The organism is Ignavibacteriota bacterium (genome assembly GCA_016707525.1).
GTDB lineage: Bacteria > Bacteroidota > Ignavibacteria > UBA10030 > UBA6906 > JAGDMK01.
This window is the reverse complement of the sequence record JADJHP010000002.1, coordinates 147,376-171,357: the sequence shown is the minus strand read 5'-3', so window position 1 is coordinate 171,357 and position 23,982 is coordinate 147,376. Positions and strand designations below refer to the sequence as shown.

Here is a 23,982-nt window from a genome sequence, read left to right as displayed (position 1 = left end):
GAGAAAACTAAAACAATTCGGAGTGGAAAGCAAGGAACGACATGACACGGCCCCTGCACCCGGAGGATGCAGGGGCCGCACACACGATGAAGGACCACCGATCAGCGGACCGTGCCGCCGAACGTATAGCCGATCGAGCCGTTCACATTGGGCCCGGTCACATTGATCACGATGTTCACCGGGGTTGGATCCGTGATGCTCCACGTGCCATCCTTCAGGATGAACGTGAAATCGGTCGTCCCGGGACCCGAGAAGATGACATCAGGCAGCTTCACGGCGCCGTTGGAGCCGAAGATGGTCGTGACCTGATTCTGCTGGATCCCTTCCGATGGTGGCGGCGGGATGAGGGCCGACACGGAGATGATCGTACCCGCGGCGAGCGGGTGCCCGAGTTCGTCCGATACGCGGAAGGAGAACGTCTGCGAACCGCCGTTCGCGATATCGAAGGTCGTCGGACTGACGTTGCTGATGATGCCATGGCCGCTCCAGAGCATGAGGGTGCTGTCCTGCACCACCGTACCACCCTGTCCGAGGGTCCGCGCAACCACGTAGTGATAGCCATCGCCATAGACCGGCGCAGCGTAGGTGCTGTACGGCGCAGGGTTGCCGCTGTACAGATTCACGGTACCGAAGCCGTTCTTGTCCGTGAACACGGACGGCTGGACCACACCGGCGCTGCTGCGGAAGTAAACGGCCGTCCCGGGGGCCACCGGATTGCTATACATGTCGCCGGCGAGGATCGTGACCGGCTGGACCTGCCCGAGCTCATGGAGCGCCGCAAAGTTGTGCGCCACGGGAGCGATCGAGAAATGCGACTGCACCGGGAACCCGCCATTGATGACCAGCCGCACCGGGCTGGACGAGATCGTACGCGAGCCCACGGTTGCGGAGGCCGTCACCTGCACCACACCCGACCGGGTACCGGAGTTGAAGGTGATGTGCGCCTGCCCGGCGGCATTGGTGGTCACGGCGTCCGGAGAGATGTATTCTCCCCCACCCGGGCCATTGTTGGACGTGAACGTCAGTTTCACAGCATGCGTCGCATCGATCGCCAGTCCGAGTGAATCGCGCACCTCGAACGAGAGCACCGAGGTCTCCTTCCCGCCTACCCCATAGACCGAGACCTCCTGCGGGGTCGAGCCCAGGAACGCGATGGTTTGTGCAAGACCGCTCGAGGATCCGCCCCCTCCCGTAACCACCGATTTGGGGGTCAGGGTGAGTTGCAGCACGAGCACGGAACCGGCCCGGAGCGACACACTGAAGGTCGTGTCGCGGTACCCGGTCTTCCTCAACGTGACGGTGGCCGTTGCGATGCTGTCGGTCGTGAAGGAAGCCCGGAAACTCCCGTTGGCATCCGTCGTGGTCGAGATCGACCCGGCCGACACGCTCTGTGCGGTCACGGCGACGTCGGAGAGGTACGAGAGCGTCGCGCCATCGGTCACGATGCCGTTCAACACCCCCTCACCTTGCGACGCCGTCGAGTTGTCTTCTGTGCAGCCGCCGAACAGCAACACGCCCACGGTCAATACGGCCATAGTCCAAATTCGTGACATCGACGTTCCTCTCACGCTTGTGACACTTCAGTGCGCAGCGCACGTATTATTTCGTACCCCTGACAGCGCGATCCTTGCTCATCATATCCTGCCGCCAGCGGCCTACGAGTTCATCTTCCCTCGTCCTCTGGGTGATGCGTTCCTGCAGGGTCGGCACCAATTCCGCCTTGAGCAGGATCACCAGCTCCTTCTTCGTGACCTCCTCCTTGTCGTAGCCGAACAGATACCGCAGGCCGAGGACGTACCAGGGGAGGTCCTTCAGGAAGGGCAGGCCGGTACGCACGGTGTTCGATTCGTTGTTGTACAGGCCACCGATCAGCGTCTCTTCGCCGTCCAGGAGCAGCAGATTGGTCTGCGCCTGGGTCTTGTTGATGATCGTGCTCACGGAGCCCGGGGTCACCGAACTGCGCTCCACATCCACGCGGACGTGGATGAACGGCACTCCCTGCTCCACGATCACCTGCGGCTGCACTTTGATGATGGTACCCGCGCTGTAGAACTTGTCGATCAGGTTCCCGGCGAAGTCCCGCTCGCGGATGGAGAAGTCCTGGCCCACCTGGATGCGGCCTTCTTCCCCGGAGCGGACGATGAGCTGCGGCCCGGACAGGATCTCGCCGAGTTTGTAGTCCGAGAAGAACTTCGCCACGAAGTTCATGTTGGCGAATTTCACCTTCGGGGTGATCTCGGTCTTGAAGATCGCGTTGCTGACGTTGTCGGCTCCATTGAACTCCGCGCCGATCGCCACATCGGAGGTGCTCTTCATGAACGACCAGTTCAGGCCCACCTCGTCCAGACGGCTCAGATTGACCTCGAAGAACACGGCCGAGAGTTTGATCTCACGGCTGCGGAACGTCGCGAGTTCTTTCTGGATCTCCGTCACGACGGTGCCGGACTGCACCGGCCGGCCGTCACCCACGGGCCCCAGAGCGGACTCGCCGGTCGTCCCTGACGTGATCTGGATGTAGCTCTCGAATTCCGAGAAGGCGAGGCTGTTCTTCCGGCAGATCGTCTCCAGGGCCTCCCGCCATGGGAACCCCTGGATGTCCACGTTGATCGGCATCGAACGCCGTTCGGTGTCGATGATGATCTTGCCCGTGGTCTTCTTGCTGACCTCGCTGATGATCGACAGGGCTTTGTCCAGGGTGGTGGACGGGGCGATGGACACCAGCTCCGCCGGCGGCGTAAAGTCGCGCGTGATCTTGCGCTCGGCCTGTGACTGCGCGTCGGCTGCCGTCCCAACGATGCACAGCAGGGCGACAACTGCTACCACGAATGATGCTTTCATGCTCTCCTCACCGTTTAGTCTGAACATTGACTTTCGCCTGTGGACCGTAGCGGATCACCATTTCCACCTTCTCGATGATCCCGCCCTTGTTCAACGTGCACTCCACACGCCCACCTTCGGGATCGACGCGCGTCACGTACCCCAGATACACCTCATCACCCTCATTGATCGTCCTGATCGTGTTGTTCTGGTCCAGCACGAATGCCTTGCCGGGGATGACCGCCTTCAGCTCCGAACGCTGGACCTCCACGAGATCGTGGATGTTCGGCGGGATGCCGGAAGCGATGACCGGCGCGAACGGATCCACCGTCAACATGTTCGGCGTGAGCGACCGCTCGCCGAGGGAGCTGGAGAGCTCCGACACCGACGAGAAGTACGCGTGCACGGTCATATCAAAGGTCACCAGCACCTGGCCCAGCTCATGCTCCGCATCAGGTGCCACCTCCACCCCCTTCATCGTGATGGAGTGGATCTTGTACAGGCGGCGGTCGTTCTCCAGATACCAGATGAACCGGTAGAGGTTGTCGAACGGCGCCTCGCCCCGCAACCCGTACGTGTTGTACCCGTAGTTCGCAAGCATGGTCGTCCCGGTATAGACCATGTTGAGCTTCACTTCGCCGCTCTGATCGATCAGATGGCTGAAGTACGCGTAGCTCTGCGAGCTCACGTCCACGGGCGGGATATCCTTGTTCCGTCCATCCCACCGCTTCTGCGTATCGTTCAGCACCGCGCTCAGGTCGTTGAACTGATTGACCAGATTCGGCGTGTTCTGCAGTTCCTCATCGATCTTGGCCACCTCGGCCTCAAGGGCTTTGATCTTCTTCGGCAGGTGGAACGCACGGATGTACGTGCCGACCGAGAGGATCAGGAACAGCAGAACCCCGAGGGCGATGCTATTGCGTAATTTATATGACACGGCCTCTCTCCTTTCCTCGTGATATCTACTGTCCCACCGCCGACGACGACGGCACCTTGATCCGGTACTTGTACACGGTCTGCTCCCGGATCTCCTGGACACTGACCTCCTCCAACAGTGCATTGTCAAAGAGGGTCGCCAGACGCGGGATCCGCGTACGGTACGTTGTGAATCCATTCATCATGAGATCGGCATCCTTGCCGGCCGTCATGTCCGTGAGCCAGATCGCATTCATATCCTCGACGCCATGGCTCAACTGCGTCAGGACCTTGCTCCACCGTTCGCTCCCCGGCACCAGACTGTCGTACAGCGCCATCGAGGTCTTGTACCGTGTCAACTGGTCCTCCAACGCCTGGATCGAGTTCGCAAGCGTGAGGTTCTCCGCTTTCTGGCTCTCCTTGAGGACCAGCACGTCGCTGAGTTCCTTGATCTCCCTCGACTTCGACGTGACGGACCACGTGAAGAAGAAGGTCATGGCAAAGAGGGCGAGCAACAAGGCATAGCCGTGCCAGGCCAGTTTGAAGACACGCTGCCCTTCCCGGACCGATGCCGGGAGGACGTTGACATGGTAGATCGCTGAGCCGCCCGGCTCGAGGACCTGCATGGCCGCACCGATCGGCACGGCGAACTCTGACAGGCCCTCCTGCTGCTCGGGGCTGAGTCCGCTCGCATCCAGCCGGGGCAAGGTCAGATACTCGATCTCCTGGTCCGGCAACTGCTGCGCGAGGAAATCCCGGAACCCGACCCGGTGGCATTCGCCCGCCAGGATGATCCGACGGATATGCGGGATCGCCAGGTTGTCCTGCTCGAGCAACAACCGGGAATACACGGTATTCTGCAGGTTCGGCGAATCGTATCCTTCACCGATGATCGGGGCGAATTGATGGAAGTGCTCGCCACGCATGAAGATCAGTCGCGTGAACTCGGTTCCCACATAGATGATCACCGTCACGTCCTGCGGCTCGATATCATAGTTCGCGCGGACCACGTTCATCATGGACACGTCGGCACTCGTCACACCGGAGATCAGAGGCAACCGGTTCCCGATATACCCCTTGATGTTCTCCAGGGCGTTGATCAGGCTGAGCCCGTCCTCGCGGACGATACAGAGGAGGTTCCCCTCGTCCGTCTTGATCGCATCCACCGCATCGGATGCCGGCTGGAATGCGCGCGTCGACCGGAGTTCGGTGAGAATGCGGTCCTTGAGGCGCTTCCCCTTCAGCCCGAAATCGCTCTCGAGGATGTGGTAATAGATCGAGGGCTCGGAGATGGCATACGTCAGCGAGTACTTGTGCCGGGGATAGTTGGCAATGAGGCCCAGGAGCACCGCATTGTTGTCCTCGCTCGATTCCGGTGTCGGGTCCGGGACCGGCGCATTCGCGAACGCGAACGCGTCGTTCGGATCCGTGATCGTCGCAACGGCCTCGTCCGCCAACTTCCGGTCATGCAACTTCTGCATGAGGGTCGCGGTCTTCAGCTCATTGATCACGATATGCTTGCGTGACACGGAGAGGTGCGCGAGCTTGACATCCAGCCCGTCCACGAACAACCCGAGCACCGTCTTTCCTTTTCCCATCACCGTGGCCATAGTCCCTGTCTTTCGCTTGTGACGTTCCCGGCCGTCCGCTTATTCCGCGGTCGGGGACATATTCAACAATTGCTGGAACCGCCGTTTGTTGTTCGCTGCCACCATGGCGTTGTCCAGCGAGATCTTCTTCATCGTATACAACCGTTTCAGGTCCTGCTCCAGCGTGACCATGCCCAGATCACCCGATTCCGCCATCATCTGGTAGATCTCGCCCGTATTGTTGTTCTTGATCGCGGCCCGTACGGACGGGATCATCACGAGGACCTCTTTGGCCAGGACGAGTTTCCCTTCCAGGCTCGGCACCAGCTTCTGCGACATCACACAGCTCAGCGTGTCGGCCAGACGGATGCGCACGCGTTCCTGTTCGATCGGCGGCACCTCGCCAATGATACGATCGATGGTCTCGACCGCCGACGCCGTGTGCAGCGTGGAGAACACCTTGTGCCCGGAATCCGTGATCTCCAGGGCCGTCATGATCGTGTCCGGGTCCTGCATTTCACCGATGGTGATGATGTCGGGATCCTGTCGCAATGCCTGGATCGCACCATCCTTGAACGACAACACATCCCGCCCGACCTCGCGGTGACGGATGATGCACCGGTCGGGCGTATGCACGTACTCCACAGGCGATGCGATGATCACGATGTGGCCATCCACGGTGTGGTTGTTCGCATCGATGATGCTGTCCAGCGTGGTACTCTTGCCGGAACCGGTGATACCGGTGATCAACGTCAATCCCTGTGTGGTGTGCGCCAGACTGAGCACACGCGTCACGTTCGGGTGGAACTCGAGGGCCTTGTACGGGCGGATCACGTTGTTGATCGCGCGCATGTTCATGGCCAGATGGTCCAGGTCGAAGCACACGTTGCTGCGGAACCGGAACATCCTGTCGTCTTCGATCACACTGTACGAGAGGTCAAGGTTCCGGTTCTCGTACAGGAACAGGCGCTGGCGCTCGATAAGGACGCTCTGGATGAGCACGCTGCATTCGTCCAGCGTGAAAGTCCCGAGTTCCTTGGCCGGCCGCTTTTCGCCATAAATGCGGTACCAGATATGCTTTGAAGTACCATACCCTCCCAGGTCGATATCGGATGCATTGATGCGGGACATGCGCATCAGGAGGCTGTCCATGAGCTTCCGGAGCGCACTCCGTTCCGCAGGCGATTGGCGTGACACCAGATCGCCGATCAGCATCTGACGTTCCATTCCCGGAGCCGTGTCCGGGACATTCGCCGAAATCTCCTGCAACATGCGTACAGCTGTTTCGATCATTACCGCCGCTCCCCGTAGTTCTGCAAAGATGACAAACTCAATACACGTGCCACAGATCACATGAAAAAAACAAGCCTCTGGCGCGAATTACAGCGATTGACGCAGCGCACAGAGGCCAATAGTAACCACGCATGGAATATTCTACACTACTCGTACCATGCAAGGATCTCATAGGCTTTCGTCGTAGGAAAGTACGGCGGCGCCGAGGTCCGGAACCTCTCGTCAAACCGCAGATTGACCTTCAAGCCCTTCGTGATCGAGGAATTCGTCGTCGCATAGATGTCATTCACGGTCCACCCACCGTACGTGTACAGTGTGCCGAGATTCCGCGTTGCCAGATTCTCCACCTCAATGGACGCCGCATAGCTGAACAGCGCCGCCATCACCGTGAAATTGGGCCCCCCACCGCTGGCATTGTTGTCGGCGATCGTGATCTTCTGATTCGCTACGATGCCGAGCATGTCGGTGGACGCCGGATTGACCCGCGGATCCGTGTTATACCGGATGTGGTCGTCGATGACCACCTGCCCGCGCGAGGTGCTCTGGGTGTCGATCGCCCCAATGGTGAAGCGCCCCTTCACGATCCCCTTCACATGCAGCTTCCCATTACTGTTGTTGAGCACGATGGCACCGTTCGGTGCAAGGGCTGTTGCCAGGACGGTCGTATCAGGGCCTGCTGGCGCTCGTTTGTACGTGATGGAATCCCCCTTGAAGTGCAGGTAGAGGTCATCGTTGCCGGTGAAACTCTTCCCCCCCGCAGAGGCCTTTTCTCTGAGTTTGGTGTAGTCCCTGTTCAGCGGGATGCTCACACCGGTCTCCACCCCGGCATTGAAGATCGGGTGCCCGCTCCATGACGTGCTGTCCACGTTGTTCTTGCACGTGGCCTTCCCGCCGAAATACGGATACCCGGTCGTCCGGAGCGTGCCTTCAACATGCGTCGGGCCGAAGATGGAGTCGTACGTCGCCCAATAGACGGAAGACCCGGCAGACCCGGCGTACATGGCGAACTTGGCGAAGTTGCTCGGCCGCAGGATCGCGATCACGGTCGCCGTACTGTCCCGATAGGTCGCAACCGATCTGAGCGTCAACCGCTTGTCACCGGTCAACGGATCGATACTGGTCGTGGAATCCACGGTCACCACGAACGACCCGCCGTTGAATTGCACGGGAGTGGTGTAGCCGTTGAACCAGGCATTGCCGTTGATGAGAGGCGGATACAGGAAGATGTAGTTCGCCGCCATGTTGGCCCCGGAGATCGCGATGTTCCGCGCCGACTCCTGGTCGTAGTACGTCATGGCGTTGTCGTACGCCTGCACGCTCATGTCGGACATGAGCAGTCCGCTCATCAGGAGCAATGCACTATAGCCCAGCACGAGTATCAGAGAGGCTTTGCCCATCGTTCGTTCCCCTATCGGTTACGGTAATTACGGGATGACAACCGGAGCTGCTGCCAGAATGCGGACGAAAACTGGGTGTTGATCGGCGCAGTTTCCACAAGCTCTCCCGCAACGACATTTTCCACGATGAGTGAGATCTGGATCGTCTGGATCCGCTGCAGGTTCGCCGCGGTCACCGGGACACCCAGCTCGTTCCCCTGCCCGTCATAGTACCGGAACTTGAACGAGGTCACACCGAGATTCGATCCCTTTGCCGCATCGTTGTTCACGACGCGATACAGCAGCCGGTCGCGCGGATTCATGGTCCCCGCAAGCTCGGACACCGGCCCCAGATAGTAGTAGATGCTGTCCACCACCCCGTCCGGCCCTGCCCCGGTCAGATCCACATCGGTCAGGAATTTCAACCGCGCACTGTCCGCAAGGATGATCGCCCGGGTGGGATCAGGGATGTTGTTCGGCTCCATGCAGAAACCGATCTTCCGGAAGTCATACTCCAGCAGCCGGGTCACTTCCACGAGGTTCTCCTGGACCAGGAGCTCCCCGCCATAGGTCTGCATGTTCTCGGAATTCGCGACGCTGATGCGGATCGACGTGAGGAGGAGCCACCCGAAAAGAACGGTGGAACCGATGAGATCGATGACGACCTGGGAACCCATGGGCGAACCCGCTCTCTGTGACTATCGGAAATACCAGTAACTGTACACGGTCGAGAATTTCAATGTGTCGCGCATGAACGGGCTCGACACCCAGACCCGGAGACGTTTGTGATAGGTCCGGGAGGCCGACGTGACCACGGTATTCGACGAGATCGCGACATAGTCCACGGAATCACGGATCATGTAGGTCGCCGACCGGAAGAAGACGCTGTCGCCGACGATCGTCTTCGTGAACCCGTTGTAGTCATCGAAGTCGTCGAAGGTGGTCTCGACCTCCGAGCCTTCTTTCCCGAGAGTGGAACTCAGGGACGAGACACTGCCGATATCACTGGACACCGTATTCTCATCGAAGGCCTTCCCCAGTGCCTGCTCCATCTGGGAGACACCGAGAGAGCTCGCCATGATCACGTACTCCGTGGTCTCCACGGATGAGCCACTGTCGAGGGTCGTGTTGTTCATCATGAGCAACACACTCCCCAGCAGCGCCATCGCCAACACGCTCAACATCATTTGTCCGAGTCCCATGGGTCAGTCGTCCGTTGTTGCTGCTGCGATCTCTTCCAGTGTGGTCTGCCCCGCGAGGATGCGCTCGATGCCGGACCGCCGCAATGTCCACATCCCGTCCTTCATCGCCTGGGCACGAATGCTGTCCTCATCGATGTCGTTGCCGGACTTCGCGATCATGGCCCGGATCTCCCGCGAGAAGAACAACGCTTCGTGGATGGCCGCGCGCCCCTTGTACCCCGAGTTGCACCGTTCGCACCCCTGCGCTTCGCAGATCGTGCCGTTGACGATGTCTTCTTCGGCGAATCCGAACGTCTTATACACCTCATGATCGATCTCGTTCGGCGCCAGCTGCTTCTTGCAGTGCTGGCAGAGCGTGCGGACCAGTCGCTGCGCCACGATGATGTTGATCGCGTAAGCGATCAGGAAGGGCTCGATGCCCATCTTGTACAGACGGGACACCGCACTGGGCGCATCGTTGGTGTGCAGGGTCGAGAACGTAAGGTGGCCCGTGTTCGCGAGCTTGATCGCGATCTCCGCCGTACTCTTGTCACGCATCTCACCCACGAGTACGATATCCGGGTCGTGACGCAGGATGCCACGGATGGCCTGGTCGAAGTTCATCTTGGGGCCGATCCGGAGCTGCCGCGCACCCTTGATGATGTACTCCACCGGGTCCTCAACGGTCAGCACGTTCACCGTCGGGTCGATCACCTGGTGCAAGGCCGCGATCAGCGTCGTACTCTTGCCGCTTCCTGTCGGACCCGTCAGAATGACGATCCCCTGGGGCTTGGCGATGGCCCTGTTGAAGAAGTCCTTCGCCGGGCCCTGCAAACCGAGCTTGTTCAGGTCGGTGATGACCTTCCGGTCGTCGAGCACACGGATAACGATACTCTCGTACTTGTGCCGGAACTCGATGCCCACGATCGGCATGATGGAGACACGGAACCGGATCATGTGATCGTCGATGAGGCGCTGGATGAAACCGTCCTGCGACATCTCGCGTTCGAAGCGGTCGACGTTCTTGGAGCGGTCCTTCACGACGGCAGCGACCGCCTCGGGCATCGTCTTTTCCTGGACGTGCCAGAGCTTCAGGTTGCCGTCGTTCCGGAACCAGAACTCGGTCCGGTTCCCTTCCTTGGCGATGATATGGATATCGGATGATCCCTGGCGGACAGCTTCGACGAGGGCGCCTTCCACAAGGTTGACCAGGGCGCTCTTGCTGATCTCGGCCTCGAGGGCCTCCTCATCGACGAGCGCATCGTCCTCTTCCTCCTTCACCTGGATCCCCACCTGGGAGTCCTCGAGGAGTTTCAGGAACTCGTTCTCCGGAGGGATGACCTGCTCGAGCAGGTTCTGGAGGTCCTTCAGGCGGCAGTAGGCCACCTCGTACTTCTTGGCGGCGAACTCGCGCGCAATGATCGGGATCCTGCGGTCCGTCGGGTCCGCGGAGATGATGATCAGCTTGTCGGGTTGCTTGTCGTCGTACTTGAGCGGCAGCATGCGGGACTGGACGACCATGTCCCGGACGTTCTGCGCCAGACCATCCACGAACTTCTTGATGAAATCGATCCTGGTCCGGTCGATCACCTCATCGGCAAGATAGATCTCCCGGAATGCATAGAGGTCCGCCACCTCGCGGAACACCGCATCATGGTCGGCCCCGAAATCATTGACCAGGATCTGTCCGAGATTGCGGCGGTTCTTCTTGTCCTCAGAGTCTTTGACCCTCAGAGACTTTTCGAGCGTCTCGTAGTCGATCACGCCCTTCTTGAGGAGGGCGAAACCGATCTTGTCCGTGATGTCGATGGGCGGCATGGGCTTCTGCTATGTTAACGGGCGATCAACGTGCAATTCGTACACCTGTCCGGCCGCGGGGTTCTTCGGCCTGATCGTCGCGGTCTCCGACGAAACGATCGTCAGGGCCGTCAGCACGATCATGATGATCATCGAGATCCACAACTGGATGAACTCGATGACGTTCTTCATCTTGTACGTCGTCTCTTTCTCGTAATACTCGGCAAGCTGCAGGGCGGTGGTCTTCACCGTACCGGTCTCTGCGCCCGAGTGGAAGCGGGAGATGGCGGTCTTGGTGAACACGCCCGAAGCTTCGAACGCCTCGGTGATGCCGGCCCCCTTCTGGATCATCATGGGGATCGCGATCGCCTTGATCCGCGCCTCCATGTACTTGTTGCCGCAGGCCTCGGCAGCCATGCGGATGACCTCGATGTTCTCCCCCGAACCGCTGTACAGGGCATAGAACACCCGGCAGAAGATCTCGATGGAGGTCTTGTGCAGGAGCTGGCCGATCACCGGGATGTTCCACATGTACTGATCGCGCAGCAGCCGCCCCCTCTCGGTGGAGAGCCAGCGGATGAGAAGCACGGTCGGGATCGTGCAGGCGATGATGATCCACAGCATGTTCGACACAAGGAAATCGCTGACCTGCAATGTGGTCTTGGTCATCGGCGGCAGGTCGATCTTGAACTTCACGAACAACTTGGCCGTGGCCGGGAAGATGTACCCGACGTAGTAGATCACCGCGCCGAACAGGACGGCGAGGGTGATGAGCGGGGTGATCAGAGCGCTTTTGAGGTTCTTCTTGAACTCGGTCTGGCGCTCGAGGAACTTGGCCGTGCTTTCGTAGATCTCGGCCATGTTACCGCTCTTCGACGCGAGGCCCAGCATGTGCGCCGCAAAGCGCCCGAGCACGGCTTCGTGCTTCACGAACGCCTTCTCGCTGTCACGCCCCTGCTTCAATTCGATGTTGATGTCTTTGATCGCTTCGCGGAGGGTCCGGTTCTCGATGTCGTTGATCAGCAGCGCGAGGATCTCGTTGAATGGCAGTTTCTGCCGGATCAGGTCGGCGCTGACGCGGACGAACGTGACGATCTCCGTGGACGGCGGTTTGGCCTTGAACTCGAACAGGCGCTTCTGCACGTGGAGGACGCGGTAGCCCATCTTCGTGAGCGCATCCTCGACCTCGGCGCGGGTGAACGCCTTCTGTTCGCCCATGATGGGCTTTTCCGTCCCGCGTTGGACCTTGTACATCCAGGTGGAGCGCGGGATCACATGGAGGAGTTTGAACTTACGCGCCGTCGCGAGCTGTCCGGCCTTCTGCTTCGCCGTCCGGATCGAGTCTGCCTCGAGCAGGCCCTGCACCGGCTTCCCGGCGACCGTGATACCCTCTATCCTGAATTCTGGCATGCGTGCCACCCCTCAGTGTAATGAACTCCGTAAACGCGAAAAGGCACCCGTTCCGTACACTGGTCTGTGCTGCCCGGCTTGTGTTCCCACCACTCTCAGACCACCTCAGGAAAAGGGCCCTGGTTCAGAACCCCCGACCAACCGCTAATTCAACTCTGACACAAGGATCGAATCCGCACGCACCATGACCGCAACCTTCACCGGATGTATGCGATCATACCCGATCTCGGACCCGACGCCCTCGATCGTGACCTGCGTCCCGGTCGCACCCGACACGGTGAACGCTCCGTTCCCGTTGCTCTGGGCGGTGCTGGCCAGGGAGAATCCCACGAATGAATTGCCGCCCCCACCCATACACCGGGGCTTCTTCTGGTAGACCTGCGCCTTGGAGGCGTGGGCGGTCAGGTCGTTGGCAATGGCGTCGCGATTGGATGCAGAAGCACCGTCGCCGAACATGATGACTCCGATGGAGATCATCAGTCCGATCATCAGCACCCCGACTATCAGCAACAACATCTGCTGACTTCCCATCGCTCGCCTGCTCCGTTAGTTCAGTGAACATGACATCGTTAGAGGAACAACGAAAGGGGCCTCAGACGAGGCCCCCTCCGGCACATCGTTAATGGACGATCACAACGCTATCCGATTTCGTGTTCGACACATGGATCTCCATGGTCACATAGTTGGTCCCATCGACCATTTCGGTGCCGACGCCCTGGAGCACCACGCCCGTTGCATTACCTGCCGTCGTGATGGAATACGTGCCGTTGGCGTTGGTCTCACGGTTCGTCAGCTTGCGCAGACCGGCCGGATCAGCAGTAAGGCCCGTGAAGTTGTTGCCACCACCACCGAGAGCTGTCGGACGGCGATAGAACTGCTGCGCACGTGCCGCAAGGTTGACCAGGTCATTCGTGACCGCATCACGGTTCGCGCTGATGGCGTTGTCCGTGAACATCGTGATACCGACCGCCACTGCGATACCGACAACGATGACGCCGAGGATGATCAGAAGAAGCTGCTGCTGTCCCATGATGTAACTCCTTTATGATGTTGGTGGTGTAAGCGAACTACAGTTTTTTTTCTATGCGACTTCGTTCGTTGGTTGGTAGAAGAGCAAGCGCTGTGCCAACATCGACGTCGCCTGCCTTCTGCCATTACCGCGCGAAATCGCGGGAACAGCACATCTGTTGAGGATCACTTTTACCGCATTCGGTCAATCTGACCGCCCGTGTTTGTAGGATTGGCAAAGACTTCGGTGTCATGGTCCCGTCACAAAGAGAATGCAAGCAGTTCTTCGACCGTCGTCGATCCCGCCACGAACAGATCCTGCGCCTGACGCGCCATGGTCACCAGACCACCCCGCTCCGCCGCTGCTTCGATCTGCGCTTCATCAGTACGTCCTGCTTCCTGGAGAAGGACGTGCCGGACGTCCTGCGTCATCGCGAACGCCTCATACAACATCCATCTGCTGCTGTACCCTCCCTTGCAATCGATGCACCCCACCGCACGATACGTCACGGGCGGCTCCACCTTCACCCGCAGGCGCTCAAGCTGTTCGACCTGCAGATTCTCAGGGAACGGCTTGCGGCAACGCGGACAGAGGAGGCGGAGCGATTGCTGGGCAACGATCCCGGTAACTGCCTCCGATGCCCGGAATGCCGATCCTGACAGATCGATGAGGTGCGTGAGGGCCTTGGTCGCGCTCCTGACCGGGAGGGTAGCAAGGACCATGTGGCCGATATTCGCCAACCGCACAGCGATCTCAGCCCTCCCGGGCGTCGTGAGGTCGCCAAGCATGATGATGTCCGGATCATGATCGGTGATCATGGACAGGGCATCGTCAGCGGTCAACCGCGGATTCAATTTGACCTGTCGCGCACCGTCGATGATGAACTGCACGCGATCCTGGATGACCAACGCATTCACGGCATTCTTGATCAGCGCACGGAGCACTGCCACTTGTGTCGATGCCGCGCCATCACGCGCGCTGCCGGCGAACAACAGGAGGCCGTGCGAAGCCGCCATCGCATTGCGGATCACCTGATCGACATGCGGATCGCACCCGAGGCCATCGAGACCGGGGAGGATGTTCGCATCGCGGAAGATCCGCAGGACGATCGACTCGATGCGCGATTGACTGTCGCGCGTCAGGAGAGGGAGCACGGACACAGCGATGCGCACCGGGATATTCTCGACGGTACGTTCGATCGTTCCCTGCTGTGCCGCCTGTCGCTCATACCGATCGATCCCGATCGAACGCTCCTTCAGCGCCGTCGCCACCGCTTCGCACCGGACGTCGTCCATCGATGCCCAAAGTGCGAGATGGCCGTCAAGCCGGAACATGACCTCCGTCTTGCGCGGGCCGCGTGGCGTGATGTGGACCTCCGATGCATTCGAACGGATCGCATCGAGGATCAGGTTGTCCAGCTGCACGTTGATCTTCGCGCGCGCGATCTCCCGGTCCATCAGCGACTCGAAGTCACCTTCGGAGACCTTTGCGGCCGCGGTCGACGCCGGATCAGCAGTGTCCTTGGCGTTGCTGGAGGAGACCTGGCGCCAGTACTCGGCCCATTCCGCCTCCTTCATGTAGCAGATCTCGAACCGTTTATAGGGGAAAACCCTTGCAAATTCGTGGATCTCGCGGTCCGCCGGGTTGGGCGTAACGAGCACGACCTTGTCGGGCTGGTTCTCAGCAACATCGAACGGCAGCAGCTTCAGCTTGATGAGTTGCTGGAACGTCGCTTCAGGCAGACCCCGGACGATCTTGTGCACATCGGAGAGCAAGAGCCGGCGCACACTCCTGTCAAGCAGGGTGACGGTACGGAATGCGTAGTACTGTGCGACGGCCTGACGCAGGGGATCGGCGGGAACATTGAGGACCTGCTCGAGGATCTCGACGAGTCCGCGCTTGTCCTTGTCGTTCTTCCGCTTCCACTCGGTGGCATCAACGGCGTGTTGCTTGCTGATCACGCCGCTGCGCACGAGATGCTCGAGCAGCGATGTGAGTGGCGGGGCCGCGCCTGCAGGTGCCGGCCGTGGGACCGGCGGGCCTTCTGCTGTCTCGTACGGAGCGTCCATCACTGTGCCTCGGGCTCGATCGTTCGCCGGAGGTTATCGATCAGTAAGAGCACCTTGTCGATCGGCGTCGTCTTGCTGAAGAAGAAATCACGGTCGGGATCCACGACAAGATTGCGCGTGCTCTCGTCGTCGTACCCGGACATGAAGATGAACGGTATATCGGGAGCGTCTGTGAATTCGCGGACGTAGTCATGGAACCGGACGCCATCCAGCGTCGGCATAAAGACGTCGGAAATGATCAAGTCGGCCTTGTCGAATTCAAGGGCCTCACGCGCTTGTTTGCCGTTCTCTGCAAGGAGGACCTCATAGCCCGAATCACGGAGAACTTCACCCATGACGTTGAGGTAACCTCGTTCGTCGTCCACAAGCAGGATCTTCATGCCTTCTCACCTTTGCTGGTACATTGACCACTATCATTGCTGGCGATATTATCGCAAAAACTGCGCCAGAATCTGGTCGGGGGGAGAGGCCGAAATGGAGCGGAACGTGGAAAATAGGGGGGAGGGGGTATCTTCGTGGGCCCTGCAGGACTTGAACCTGCGACCGACAGATTATGAGTCTGCTGCTCTAACCAACTGAGCTAAGGGCCCGGTGCATCGTGCTGCATGGATCAGGCAGCACGGTAAAATATACGAAACCATGGCCTCTCCGGCAAGGACGGAAAAAACGTCAAAATATGTGGGGCATGTCCGCTCATGCCCTCCGGCACAACATCCTCGCCCTCCATGCGATATATTGGAACCACACCGTTACACTGCTGCACCGAGACACATGCGGGAGATGCACCCCGCTCCAGAGATCAGTTGGACACAATCGGGATCACATCATGAAAAAGGCCACCCACGCCGACGCCGTGTTGATCGCTCGTTCGATGAACATGAAGGTTGATATCGTATGGGACATCATCGGAGGGATGAACTACTCATCGTACTCCGAGCTGGTGATGGCAGTGCTCATCTGTCTGAAACCGCTCCCCATCGAGCGCCTCAGTTCCCCCGGCAAGTAATGGATTCTTTGAACCGTATAACGGAGATAGGGCTGCCATGGATCATCGCATAGCCACACATGCCGAAGCCGTCTATGTTGCCCGTGCCCTGAACCTGCAGATCGAGGCCGTATGGCAGATCATCCAGGGCCGGCACTACGCAACATATGCCGACCTCGAACTCGTCGTCCACAACGCGTTCCTGCAACGACAGGCGCACCCGCAACGGTCACTGTCGCGCTGAGATTCTCTCCCCTCAGGTTCTGTTGACATCCTCACGGGATTTCGTTACATTCTTAAACGACTCTCTGCACTACCCGCCCGGGATCCAGGGTCCTCAGGTACACCTCGCCGGGACTGTACTGCACCGTTTTCCGCAGGAGGTTCACATGGCAAAAGGAAAATATATCGTGCATCATTGTGGTCATTGCGACCGCGATGCACGGATGGAACTGATCGGATCAGCGGAAAATCAGCCCGACAGGTCCTGGTACCGTTGTACCAGGTGCCGGCACGTATCGCTGATCAACCTGGAAGAGCTGAAGCGGGAGCTGGAGGTGGCGAAGAAGCCGCTTGAACGGACCGACGCCGCAGACTATGAACCGGGTAAGACATACCGGGTGGGAGAAGCAATTTTTCACACGGATTGGGACGATATCGGCAAGATCATCTCCAAGGAACGCACCTCCGGCGGCGGAAGCGCCATCGTGGTGTCGTTCGAGCGGCTCGGCGAACGCCGGCTTCTGGAGAATGTGGCGATAGATCCCGAACCCCAAGAATGACCCCGAAGGGAGGTGACACGATTGGTCGGCATTGTCGTTTCAGAAAATGAACCCATCGATCGTGCGATAAAGCGTTTCAAGAAGAAATACGAGCGCTCTGGCGTACTGAAAGAGTTCAAGAAGCGCGCGTATTTCACGAAGCCCTCCGTCAAAAAACGGATGAAGCGTCTGAAAGCCATCCGTCGCGCCCTGCGGAACGCCGCAGAAGCATCCTGATACAAAACAAAGAACCCACCGCAAGGTGGGTTCTTCGTTTCTCTGCCCTGTATGCCCCCCGATGATCCCACCGGAACCGGCGGGCCGACGGGGCAACCACAAAGAGCTATTCCTCCGCGCCTTCGGCCGCCGGCGTACCACCATCGGCCGCCTTCCGCTCCTGGACTTCCTTGCGGATCTCCTGAGCTTTCCGCTTCAGTTCGTTCATGTGCTTGCGCACACGCGTCCCTGCGGACTTGTTCCCCTTCTCATAGAATTTTACGAAGTCCTTCTCGAACGTCGCAAGAAGGTCTTTCAGTTCCTGGAGTCTGTCCATCGGTGTCCCTCCTTGGGATGGATGATTGAGTTATCTGGAACGTGTACTGGCCTTTTCATACTCGCGCTTCAACAACGCCATGGCCTCTTCCCGGCGGTCGTACAGACGCTTGAGGCGCCGCTTCTTCTTCCGGGCAAGGGCATAGGAGGTGAGGATCGGCATCGCCACCGTGGAGTCCAGATAGACCACGACGGTATCCGGCAACATCGACGGATCGACCTTTCCCCAACTCACAGCTTCTGACGGGGTCGCACCGGAAAGACCCCCGGTGTCAGGCCGCGCGTCGGTGATCTGCAGGAAGAAGTCGTGCCCCTTTTCCTTGATGTTGAGCACTTCCTGGATCTGCGGTTCGGTCTGCAACATGAAATTCTTCGGCGAGCCGCCCCCGAAGATCAACACTCCACTCTTCCCCCCACGGCGCTTCGCATCAAGGACAAGTGCCGCGGTCTCATTGACGTCCCGCAAAACATCGATCTGGACCCCGAAACCAGCAAGCGAGGCTTCTGCGATGTTCATGCCGATGGAGCTATCGCCCGGGGATGACGTGTACACCGGAACGCCACAGCGATACGCGGCCGCGAGCATGCTCGCATTCTTCACGCCAAGCACCCGCTCACGCTCCGCAACATATTTGCCCATCAGATAATGCATCTCCGCGGTCCCCATCCGGCGCTGGAATTCGGGATTGCGCATCACCGTCCGGAAAAAATCGTCGGTGCTCAAAAGCACCTCATAATCGAACAGGATGTCATAGATACGAATGACGCCTTCTTTACGCAATAACCGGTCGTCCACGAACGGCGTCCCCTTGTGCAGGGTCCTGCCGATCGAGAAATGCGTATCATGATACAAATTCGCCCCGGTACTGACGATCCAATCCACAAATCCGTTCTCAATGAGCGGAACAACACATGACCCGCCCAGCCCGGCAGGTGTCAAGGCACCGGTCAGACTCATCCCAACCGTGACGTCCTTGGCAAGCATCCGGCCCGTGAACAACTGGCATGCTTCACCAAGACGACCCGCATTGTACGCCTGAAAATACTGTTCGACCAGAACAGTCACCGGCACATTGGCAGGGATCGGCTTCGTCGCGATCGCCTTCCCTTTAAGGAATCTACTCTTATGGGCTTTCATTCAAACGTGGGATGAGGAATATAGGGTTAACCAAGTATGGTCTAAAATGCGTTATTTTGAGGAAGAACGCAAGCACTTTTTCCTTGACAAGAGGGGGTAAAGTTAGTTATTTTTATTTAGACTAATTCTAATTAGTGACATCGGTATCGTGACAAGGAACGCAAATACCGATCGGGTGAGAAGAGACAACGTCAAAATGCTCAATGAATTCAAGGGGCTTTTTGAGTACTCCCGATACAAGGTCCGGCTGATGAATGACAAAATTTGTTCAGAAATGAGCGGAACGGTCCATGAATGCTGAAGCTGCCCACGATATTCTGACAAAGCACCTCCGGGCGAACGGAAATCTCAGATCCACCGCCTCCCGCCTGGCCGTCCTCGATGCGGTCCTGGCCAGCCAGGGACACTTCGATGCCGAAGGCTTGTACTACCGGATGATCACCAACGGTACACGGATATCAAAGGCCACGGTATACAACACCCTGGACCTCCTCCAGGAATGTGGCCTGGTTTCAAAATATCGATTTGCAGAGAATAGCTCCCGCTATGAGAAGGCGTTCGGACGCCCTCACCACCACCACCTGGTCTGCCTCCAGTGTGGCGATATCATCGAATTCGTCAATGAACGTCTCAATCGCATTCAGGAAGATGTCTGCAGCGAGAAGAACTTCGATCCCCAGAGTTCCAGCCTCCAGGTCTTCGGGACGTGCGCAAAATGCCGGAAATCGAGAGGATAGGATCAGCGCCATGCCCAAAGAGATCGTGTCACTGAGTTCATTGGCCCCGGGCGAGTCGGGGACCATACAGCAAATGCAGGGACTCGGCCGCAATGCCCGCCAGCGTCTGCTCGAAATGGGTTTGATGCAGGGCGTGCGCATCCGCCTCGTACGGCGCGCGCCACTGGGCGACCCGCTCGAGATCCACCTGAAGGGATACAGACTCATGCTGCGCGACAGCGAGGCATGCAGCATTTTCCTCGAACGCGAATGCATCGTATGACGCGCCCGGTGGACATGGTGACTGACACTCGTATCGTTGCCCTCATCGGCAATCCGAATTCCGGCAAGACCACCCTCTTCAACGCGCTCACAGGCCTGCACCACAAGGTCGGCAACTACCCCGGTGTCACCGTCGAAAAGAAAGAGGGCCGCGTCCCGATCAAGGGCGGAGGCTCCTTCACACTCCTCGACCTCCCGGGCACGTACAGCCTTCACGCACAGTCCCCCGACGAGCGCGTGGCCACGGATATCCTCCTCGGTCGCACATCGCATACCCCTCCACCACATCTGGTCCTGTGCGCGGTCGATGCAACGAACCTCGAACGCAATCTCTATCTCGTGACCCAGGTGGTGGACCGGCATTTGCCGCTCGTCGTCGCGCTGACGATGAGCGACCTTGCACAGGAACAGGGCATGTGCATCGATGCCAGAACCCTGTCCCGCCACCTCGGGTGCCCGGTGATACCCGTCGTGGCACAGAAGGGCGAAGGGCTCGAGGCTCTCCGCCTGGCGATCACATCCGTTTCTCTCACCAACGGCCACCGTCCACCATGGAACGCATCGGATGCGCTCCAGCGGGAGTGGGAACGGCTGCGCGACCACCTGCACACCGCCTCGCACCTCCCTCTCCCGCAGGCGAGCCATGAGGCGATCGAACTCCTCTCCTCCCCTGAAGCACTCGCGGCGCACGCCGACCGCTACGATCCCGCCCTGACATCGCTGCTCCGGGCGTCGGTCGAAAAACTCGACTACCTCGGCATCGACCGGCAATCGGCATTCGTGGAGTCGCGCTATGCCTGGATCCGCACGGTCCTCGCGGCCGCCGTCGCTTCACCCGAGATCGCACGTGCCCGACTGACCGACCGGATCGACCGCATCGTCACGCACAGATTCTGGGGATTCCTGATCTTCCTTCTCGTGATGGCCACGATGTTTCAAAGCATCTTCAGCTGGGCCACCGTCCCGATGGAGTGGATCGGATCCGGATTCGAAGCGCTGAGCGCATTCGTCACCTCGCTCATGCCGCCGGGCGACCTCCGTGAACTGATCGTGCACGGTGCCATCGCCGGAGTCGCGGGAGTGGTGACCTTTCTGCCGCAGATCGTGTTCCTGTTCTTCTTCCTCGGACTCCTGGAAGATTCGGGGTACATGGCGCGGGCGGCATTCATCATGGACAAACTGATGAGCAAGGTCGGGCTGCACGGCAAGTCGTTCATCCCGCTGCTCGGATCGTTCGCCTGTGCCATCCCCGGCATCATGGCCACGCGCACCATCGATAACCCGAAGGACCGCCTGGCGACCATCCTCGTGGCACCGCTGATGAGCTGCAGTGCCCGCCTCCCGGTCTACTCACTCCTCATCGGCGCGTTCATCCCTGCCACCATGCTGTTCGGCGTGCTGTCGGTGCAGGGGATCACCCTGCTCTCCCTCTACCTCTTCGGTATGGTGATGGCGTTGCTGATGGCGTGGGCCTTCAAGAAGACGTTCCTCCGCGGCGCTCCCCCGCTCTTCATCATGGAACTGCCCGCCTACCGGATGCCGTCGCTCCGCACCGTCCTGTACCAGGTCTGGGAACGCTCGCTCGCATTCCTCAAGACCGCTGGCACGATCATCCTCGGCGTGTCGATCCTGCTGTGGGCACTCACCGCCTACCCGAAGGTCAGCGAGGATGCACCACGGTCCACCCAGCTCGAACAGAGCTATGCCGGGCGCGCCGGCAAGGCCATCGAGCCGTTGATCCGGCCCCTCGGGTTCGACTGGAAGATCGGCATCGGCCTGATCTCCTCGCTGCTGCAACGCGAAGCGTTCGTGAGCGCCATGGCCACGATCTACAACGTGCGCGACCCGGAACTCACCGGCGGGGAGCGGACGGTCTATGATGCGATGCGCGGGGATATGAACCCGGAGACCGGCATGCCGACGTTCTCGCTGCTGACCGCGGTGAGCCTGATGATCTATTATGTGCTCGCCATGCAATGCCTGTCCACCGTGGCGGTGGTGCGCCGCGAGACCAACAGCTGGAAGTGGCCAGCGTTCCAGATCGCGTACATGACCGCACTGGCGTATGGCACCACGCTGATCGTCTACCAGGGCGGATCACTGCTCGGATGGGGAGGGTAGCATGAACTGGCAGGAACCCGCAGCACTGGCGGTCGTGGCCGGCACCGTCCTCCTGATACTCGTGCAGAGGATCAGACGCTACCGCCGGCGGGGCGTGGGGCAGTGCGGCACGTCATGCCACTGCTCACCGCTTGCTTCCGCGGAGAGCAAGCCGTATCTTGCATCATCACCAATGGAAACGGAGAAGCGATCGTGAGTGAGACCATCAATGCGTCCGTGAACGAAGCACAGGTGTACGATGCGCTCAGGCAGTGCTATGATCCCGAGATCCCGGTGAACGTCGTGGAACTCGGCCTGATCTATGACGTGAAGATCATCGATGACTGGGTGGGGGTGAAGATGACCCTGACGACCCCGGGCTGCGGCATGAGCGGGATGATCGCCCAGGACGTGCGGAACCGGGTGCTCGGACTTCCCGGCGTCAAAGAAGCCGATGTGCGGATCGTGTGGGAACCAGCGTGGACGCCGGAGAGGATGACGCCGGAAGCACGGAAGAAACTGGGACTCAAAGGGTAGGAAGACCGCACACAGGGAGCGGGCCGTCAGGAGACGTGGACGCCCGCTGTCCTGAGGGTACGCTTCAGTTCAAGAAGCGGACGGTAGTCCGCGTCCGCTTCCCGCCAGATCATCAGCAATCGTTGACCGATCTCCCCCGCCATCGCCTTGTCCCCCATCCCCGCGTAGACCATCGTCAGTGTGTGCAGTACCTCCGGCGCTTCCGGGTTCACGGCCAGCGCCCGCTCGATGGCATCCATCGCACCGTCCCAGTTCCGGGCCGCCAGATGCACCCGTGCCAGATGCAGGTAGACCCTTCCCCGCGTCAGAGGGTTCGCCAGTTCCAACGCCTCATCGCACGCCGCCTTCGCGGAATCAAGCGCGCCGGCCTCGGTGTATACCCGCGCACGGATAAGGTGAAACACCTCCATGTACTGCGTCCCTGCCAATCCCCGCCGCTCGATCTCCGCCAGGGTGCTGTCAACGACCTCGCGGGCCTCCGCGAAGCGCTTCAGGCGGCTCAACGCGAACGCGAGTTGATACGCCTGGTTCATGAACGATGAATCCACGATCTGCGCCGCGCGGAACCGGGCCACGGCATCGCCGAACTGTCCGCGCTGGATGTCGAGCACACCGCGAACCCTGAGCATGCCCGACTCGGTGGCGCCGTTGGGTGGCAGCATGTTCCCGGCTTCTTCGAATTGCCGTTCCGCGTCGCGCAACCGGCCCTTGATAAGATAGACCGTCCCGATCTCGCGCACTGCGTACCAGTAGTCCGGCTTGATGGCGAGCGCCGCCCGGTACTGCTCCAGCGCTTCTTCGTACCGGCCGGCGCGAACGAGAATGTCGGCATACGAGGCCCGCGGATCGGGCTGATCCGGTGCCATCCGGATGTACCGCTGCATGTACTCCACCGCACGGTCCTGCTCGCCCAGCGTCGAGTAGGCGTAGCCGAGCGACATCACGCCGAGGGCGAACCCGGTGTCGCGCTCGACACTCTGCGCATAGGCTTCCACAGCCGCTTCGTACTTGCGGTCGCCCTCATAGCACTGCCCGCGGATGAGATAGAGTTCGGGATCATCGGGGTACCGCGCAATGAGGGAATCGGCAAGGTCTGCTTCGGACTGTCGGCGGTCGGTGATCCGGAAGGACCAGAGCCGGATGATGTCGCGTTCGCGCGGGGTTGCATGCTCGGCGAAGGATTGTGCGCGGCTGATGGCCGCACGCGCCGTCGTGAGATCGCCGGTGGAGTACAGCAGAAGGGCCCTGCGTCCCCATGCGGCCGCGAACGTGGGATCGCGGCTCAGGGCACTGTCGATCGCTGCAAATGCCTCAGGGTACAGGAACCGCTGCCATGCCTGCACCCCCTTCTCATACCATGCCACCGCGGAAGGATCGGTCGTCGTCCAGCGAACATCATCCCTGCACCCGGCGATGAGCGCTGCCACAACCACTATCACCGCCGCCATGCACGAT

At 59.8% G+C, this 23,982-nt stretch carries 26 protein-coding genes and 1 tRNA gene; 9 read left to right on the top strand and 18 right to left on the bottom strand.

Features of this window, described 5'->3' with window-relative positions; all coding sequences use genetic code 11:
* Positions 1-101: 101 nt before the first annotated feature.
* From IPI01_04380 to IPI01_04310, 15 genes are all read right to left on the bottom strand, one after another.
* Positions 102-1,535, bottom strand: a complete 1,434-nt coding sequence (locus tag IPI01_04380; protein ID MBK7257039.1) for a hypothetical protein — start codon at positions 1,533-1,535, stop codon at positions 102-104.
* A gap of 64 nt (positions 1,536-1,599) precedes the next feature.
* Positions 1,600-2,838, bottom strand: a complete 1,239-nt coding sequence (locus IPI01_04375; protein ID MBK7257038.1) for a type II and III secretion system protein — start codon at positions 2,836-2,838, stop codon at positions 1,600-1,602.
* Positions 2,839-2,845: 7 nt separating this feature from the next.
* Complete coding sequence (locus IPI01_04370; GenBank protein ID MBK7257037.1) at positions 2,846-3,754, bottom strand: hypothetical protein; 909 nt, start codon at positions 3,752-3,754, stop codon at positions 2,846-2,848.
* A gap of 25 nt (positions 3,755-3,779) precedes the next feature.
* Entirely contained in the window at positions 3,780-5,342 is a 1,563-nt protein-coding gene (locus IPI01_04365) for a hypothetical protein (protein ID MBK7257036.1), read from the bottom strand.
* A gap of 39 nt (positions 5,343-5,381) precedes the next feature.
* On the bottom strand, positions 5,382-6,614 hold the full coding sequence (gene tadA, locus IPI01_04360) for a Flp pilus assembly complex ATPase component TadA (protein ID MBK7257035.1): 1,233 nt from the start codon (positions 6,612-6,614) through the stop codon (positions 5,382-5,384).
* A 146-nt stretch (positions 6,615-6,760) separates the two neighbouring features.
* On the bottom strand, positions 6,761-8,011 hold the full coding sequence (locus IPI01_04355; protein ID MBK7257034.1) for a hypothetical protein: 1,251 nt from the start codon (positions 8,009-8,011) through the stop codon (positions 6,761-6,763).
* 11 nt (positions 8,012-8,022) lie between these two features.
* The gene (locus IPI01_04350) at positions 8,023-8,667 is read right to left on the bottom strand and encodes a hypothetical protein (GenBank protein MBK7257033.1); all 645 of its coding nucleotides are present in this window, start codon (positions 8,665-8,667) and stop codon (positions 8,023-8,025) included.
* Positions 8,668-8,688: 21 nt separating this feature from the next.
* On the bottom strand, positions 8,689-9,192 hold the full coding sequence (locus IPI01_04345; protein ID MBK7257032.1) for a hypothetical protein: 504 nt from the start codon (positions 9,190-9,192) through the stop codon (positions 8,689-8,691).
* A 3-nt stretch (positions 9,193-9,195) separates the two neighbouring features.
* On the bottom strand, positions 9,196-10,989 hold the full coding sequence (locus IPI01_04340; GenBank protein MBK7257031.1) for a type II/IV secretion system protein: 1,794 nt from the start codon (positions 10,987-10,989) through the stop codon (positions 9,196-9,198).
* A 9-nt stretch (positions 10,990-10,998) separates the two neighbouring features.
* Positions 10,999-12,378, bottom strand: coding sequence for a type II secretion system F family protein (locus IPI01_04335; GenBank protein ID MBK7257030.1), 1,380 nt, complete (start codon positions 12,376-12,378; stop codon positions 10,999-11,001).
* Between the two features lie 144 nt (positions 12,379-12,522).
* Positions 12,523-12,894, bottom strand: a complete 372-nt coding sequence (locus IPI01_04330) for a hypothetical protein (GenBank protein MBK7257029.1) — start codon at positions 12,892-12,894, stop codon at positions 12,523-12,525.
* Between the two features lie 103 nt (positions 12,895-12,997).
* Positions 12,998-13,408, bottom strand: a complete 411-nt coding sequence (locus tag IPI01_04325) for a hypothetical protein (protein MBK7257028.1) — start codon at positions 13,406-13,408, stop codon at positions 12,998-13,000.
* A 239-nt stretch (positions 13,409-13,647) separates the two neighbouring features.
* Positions 13,648-15,456 carry a Flp pilus assembly complex ATPase component TadA gene (tadA, locus tag IPI01_04320; protein MBK7257027.1) on the bottom strand — a complete coding sequence of 603 codons (1,809 nt, stop codon included), beginning with the start codon at positions 15,454-15,456 and terminating at the stop codon, positions 13,648-13,650.
* On the bottom strand, positions 15,456-15,836 hold the full coding sequence (locus IPI01_04315) for a response regulator (GenBank protein MBK7257026.1): 381 nt from the start codon (positions 15,834-15,836) through the stop codon (positions 15,456-15,458). The genes tadA (IPI01_04320) and IPI01_04315 overlap by 1 nt, the downstream gene beginning before the upstream one ends.
* A gap of 136 nt (positions 15,837-15,972) precedes the next feature.
* Positions 15,973-16,046 (bottom strand) — tRNA-Ile (locus tag IPI01_04310).
* Positions 16,047-16,282: 236 nt separating this feature from the next.
* On the opposite strand from IPI01_04310, the gene IPI01_04305 reads away from it, so the two are divergent.
* The 4 genes from IPI01_04305 to rpsU all read left to right on the top strand — a co-directional run bounded on the left by IPI01_04305 (position 16,283) and on the right by rpsU (position 17,439).
* Entirely contained in the window at positions 16,283-16,462 is a 180-nt protein-coding gene (locus tag IPI01_04305) for a hypothetical protein (GenBank protein MBK7257025.1), read from the top strand.
* Between the two features lie 37 nt (positions 16,463-16,499).
* The gene (locus IPI01_04300) at positions 16,500-16,685 is read left to right on the top strand and encodes a hypothetical protein (GenBank protein ID MBK7257024.1); all 186 of its coding nucleotides are present in this window, start codon (positions 16,500-16,502) and stop codon (positions 16,683-16,685) included.
* Between the two features lie 145 nt (positions 16,686-16,830).
* Positions 16,831-17,223 carry a hypothetical protein gene (locus tag IPI01_04295; GenBank protein MBK7257023.1) on the top strand — a complete coding sequence of 131 codons (393 nt, stop codon included), beginning with the start codon at positions 16,831-16,833 and terminating at the stop codon, positions 17,221-17,223.
* A 21-nt stretch (positions 17,224-17,244) separates the two neighbouring features.
* A complete protein-coding gene (rpsU, locus tag IPI01_04290; GenBank protein ID MBK7257022.1) occupies positions 17,245-17,439 on the top strand; it encodes a 30S ribosomal protein S21 in 195 nt (64 codons plus the stop codon).
* A 106-nt stretch (positions 17,440-17,545) separates the two neighbouring features.
* Here the strand turns inward: rpsU and IPI01_04285 are convergent, their stop codons facing one another.
* Positions 17,546-17,755: a histone H1 gene (locus IPI01_04285; protein ID MBK7257021.1), complete on the bottom strand. Its 210-nt coding sequence runs from the start codon at positions 17,753-17,755 to the stop codon at positions 17,546-17,548.
* 30 nt (positions 17,756-17,785) lie between these two features.
* Positions 17,786-18,892 carry a deoxyhypusine synthase gene (locus IPI01_04280; protein ID MBK7257020.1) on the bottom strand — a complete coding sequence of 369 codons (1,107 nt, stop codon included), beginning with the start codon at positions 18,890-18,892 and terminating at the stop codon, positions 17,786-17,788.
* 290 nt (positions 18,893-19,182) lie between these two features.
* Here IPI01_04280 and IPI01_04275 point away from each other — a divergent pair, with 290 nt between their 5' ends.
* Genes IPI01_04275 through IPI01_04255 form a run of 5 tightly spaced genes read left to right on the top strand, consistent with a single transcriptional unit; the run spans position 19,183 to position 22,527 of the window.
* Entirely contained in the window at positions 19,183-19,629 is a 447-nt protein-coding gene (locus tag IPI01_04275; protein MBK7257019.1) for a transcriptional repressor, read from the top strand.
* Between the two features lie 10 nt (positions 19,630-19,639).
* Complete coding sequence (locus IPI01_04270) at positions 19,640-19,891, top strand: ferrous iron transport protein A (GenBank protein MBK7257018.1); 252 nt, start codon at positions 19,640-19,642, stop codon at positions 19,889-19,891.
* Positions 19,888-22,011: a ferrous iron transport protein B gene (feoB, locus tag IPI01_04265; protein MBK7257017.1), complete on the top strand. Its 2,124-nt coding sequence runs from the start codon at positions 19,888-19,890 to the stop codon at positions 22,009-22,011. The genes IPI01_04270 and feoB overlap by 4 nt, the downstream gene beginning before the upstream one ends.
* Position 22,012: 1 nt before the next feature.
* Positions 22,013-22,207, top strand: coding sequence for a hypothetical protein (locus tag IPI01_04260; GenBank protein ID MBK7257016.1), 195 nt, complete (start codon positions 22,013-22,015; stop codon positions 22,205-22,207).
* Complete coding sequence (locus IPI01_04255; protein ID MBK7257015.1) at positions 22,126-22,527, top strand: metal-sulfur cluster assembly factor; 402 nt, start codon at positions 22,126-22,128, stop codon at positions 22,525-22,527. Before IPI01_04260 ends, IPI01_04255 begins: the two co-directional genes overlap by 82 nt.
* A 26-nt stretch (positions 22,528-22,553) precedes the next feature.
* Here the strand turns inward: IPI01_04255 and IPI01_04250 are convergent, their stop codons facing one another.
* On the bottom strand, positions 22,554-23,975 hold the full coding sequence (locus tag IPI01_04250; GenBank protein ID MBK7257014.1) for a tetratricopeptide repeat protein: 1,422 nt from the start codon (positions 23,973-23,975) through the stop codon (positions 22,554-22,556).
* Positions 23,976-23,982 lie beyond the last annotated feature (7 nt).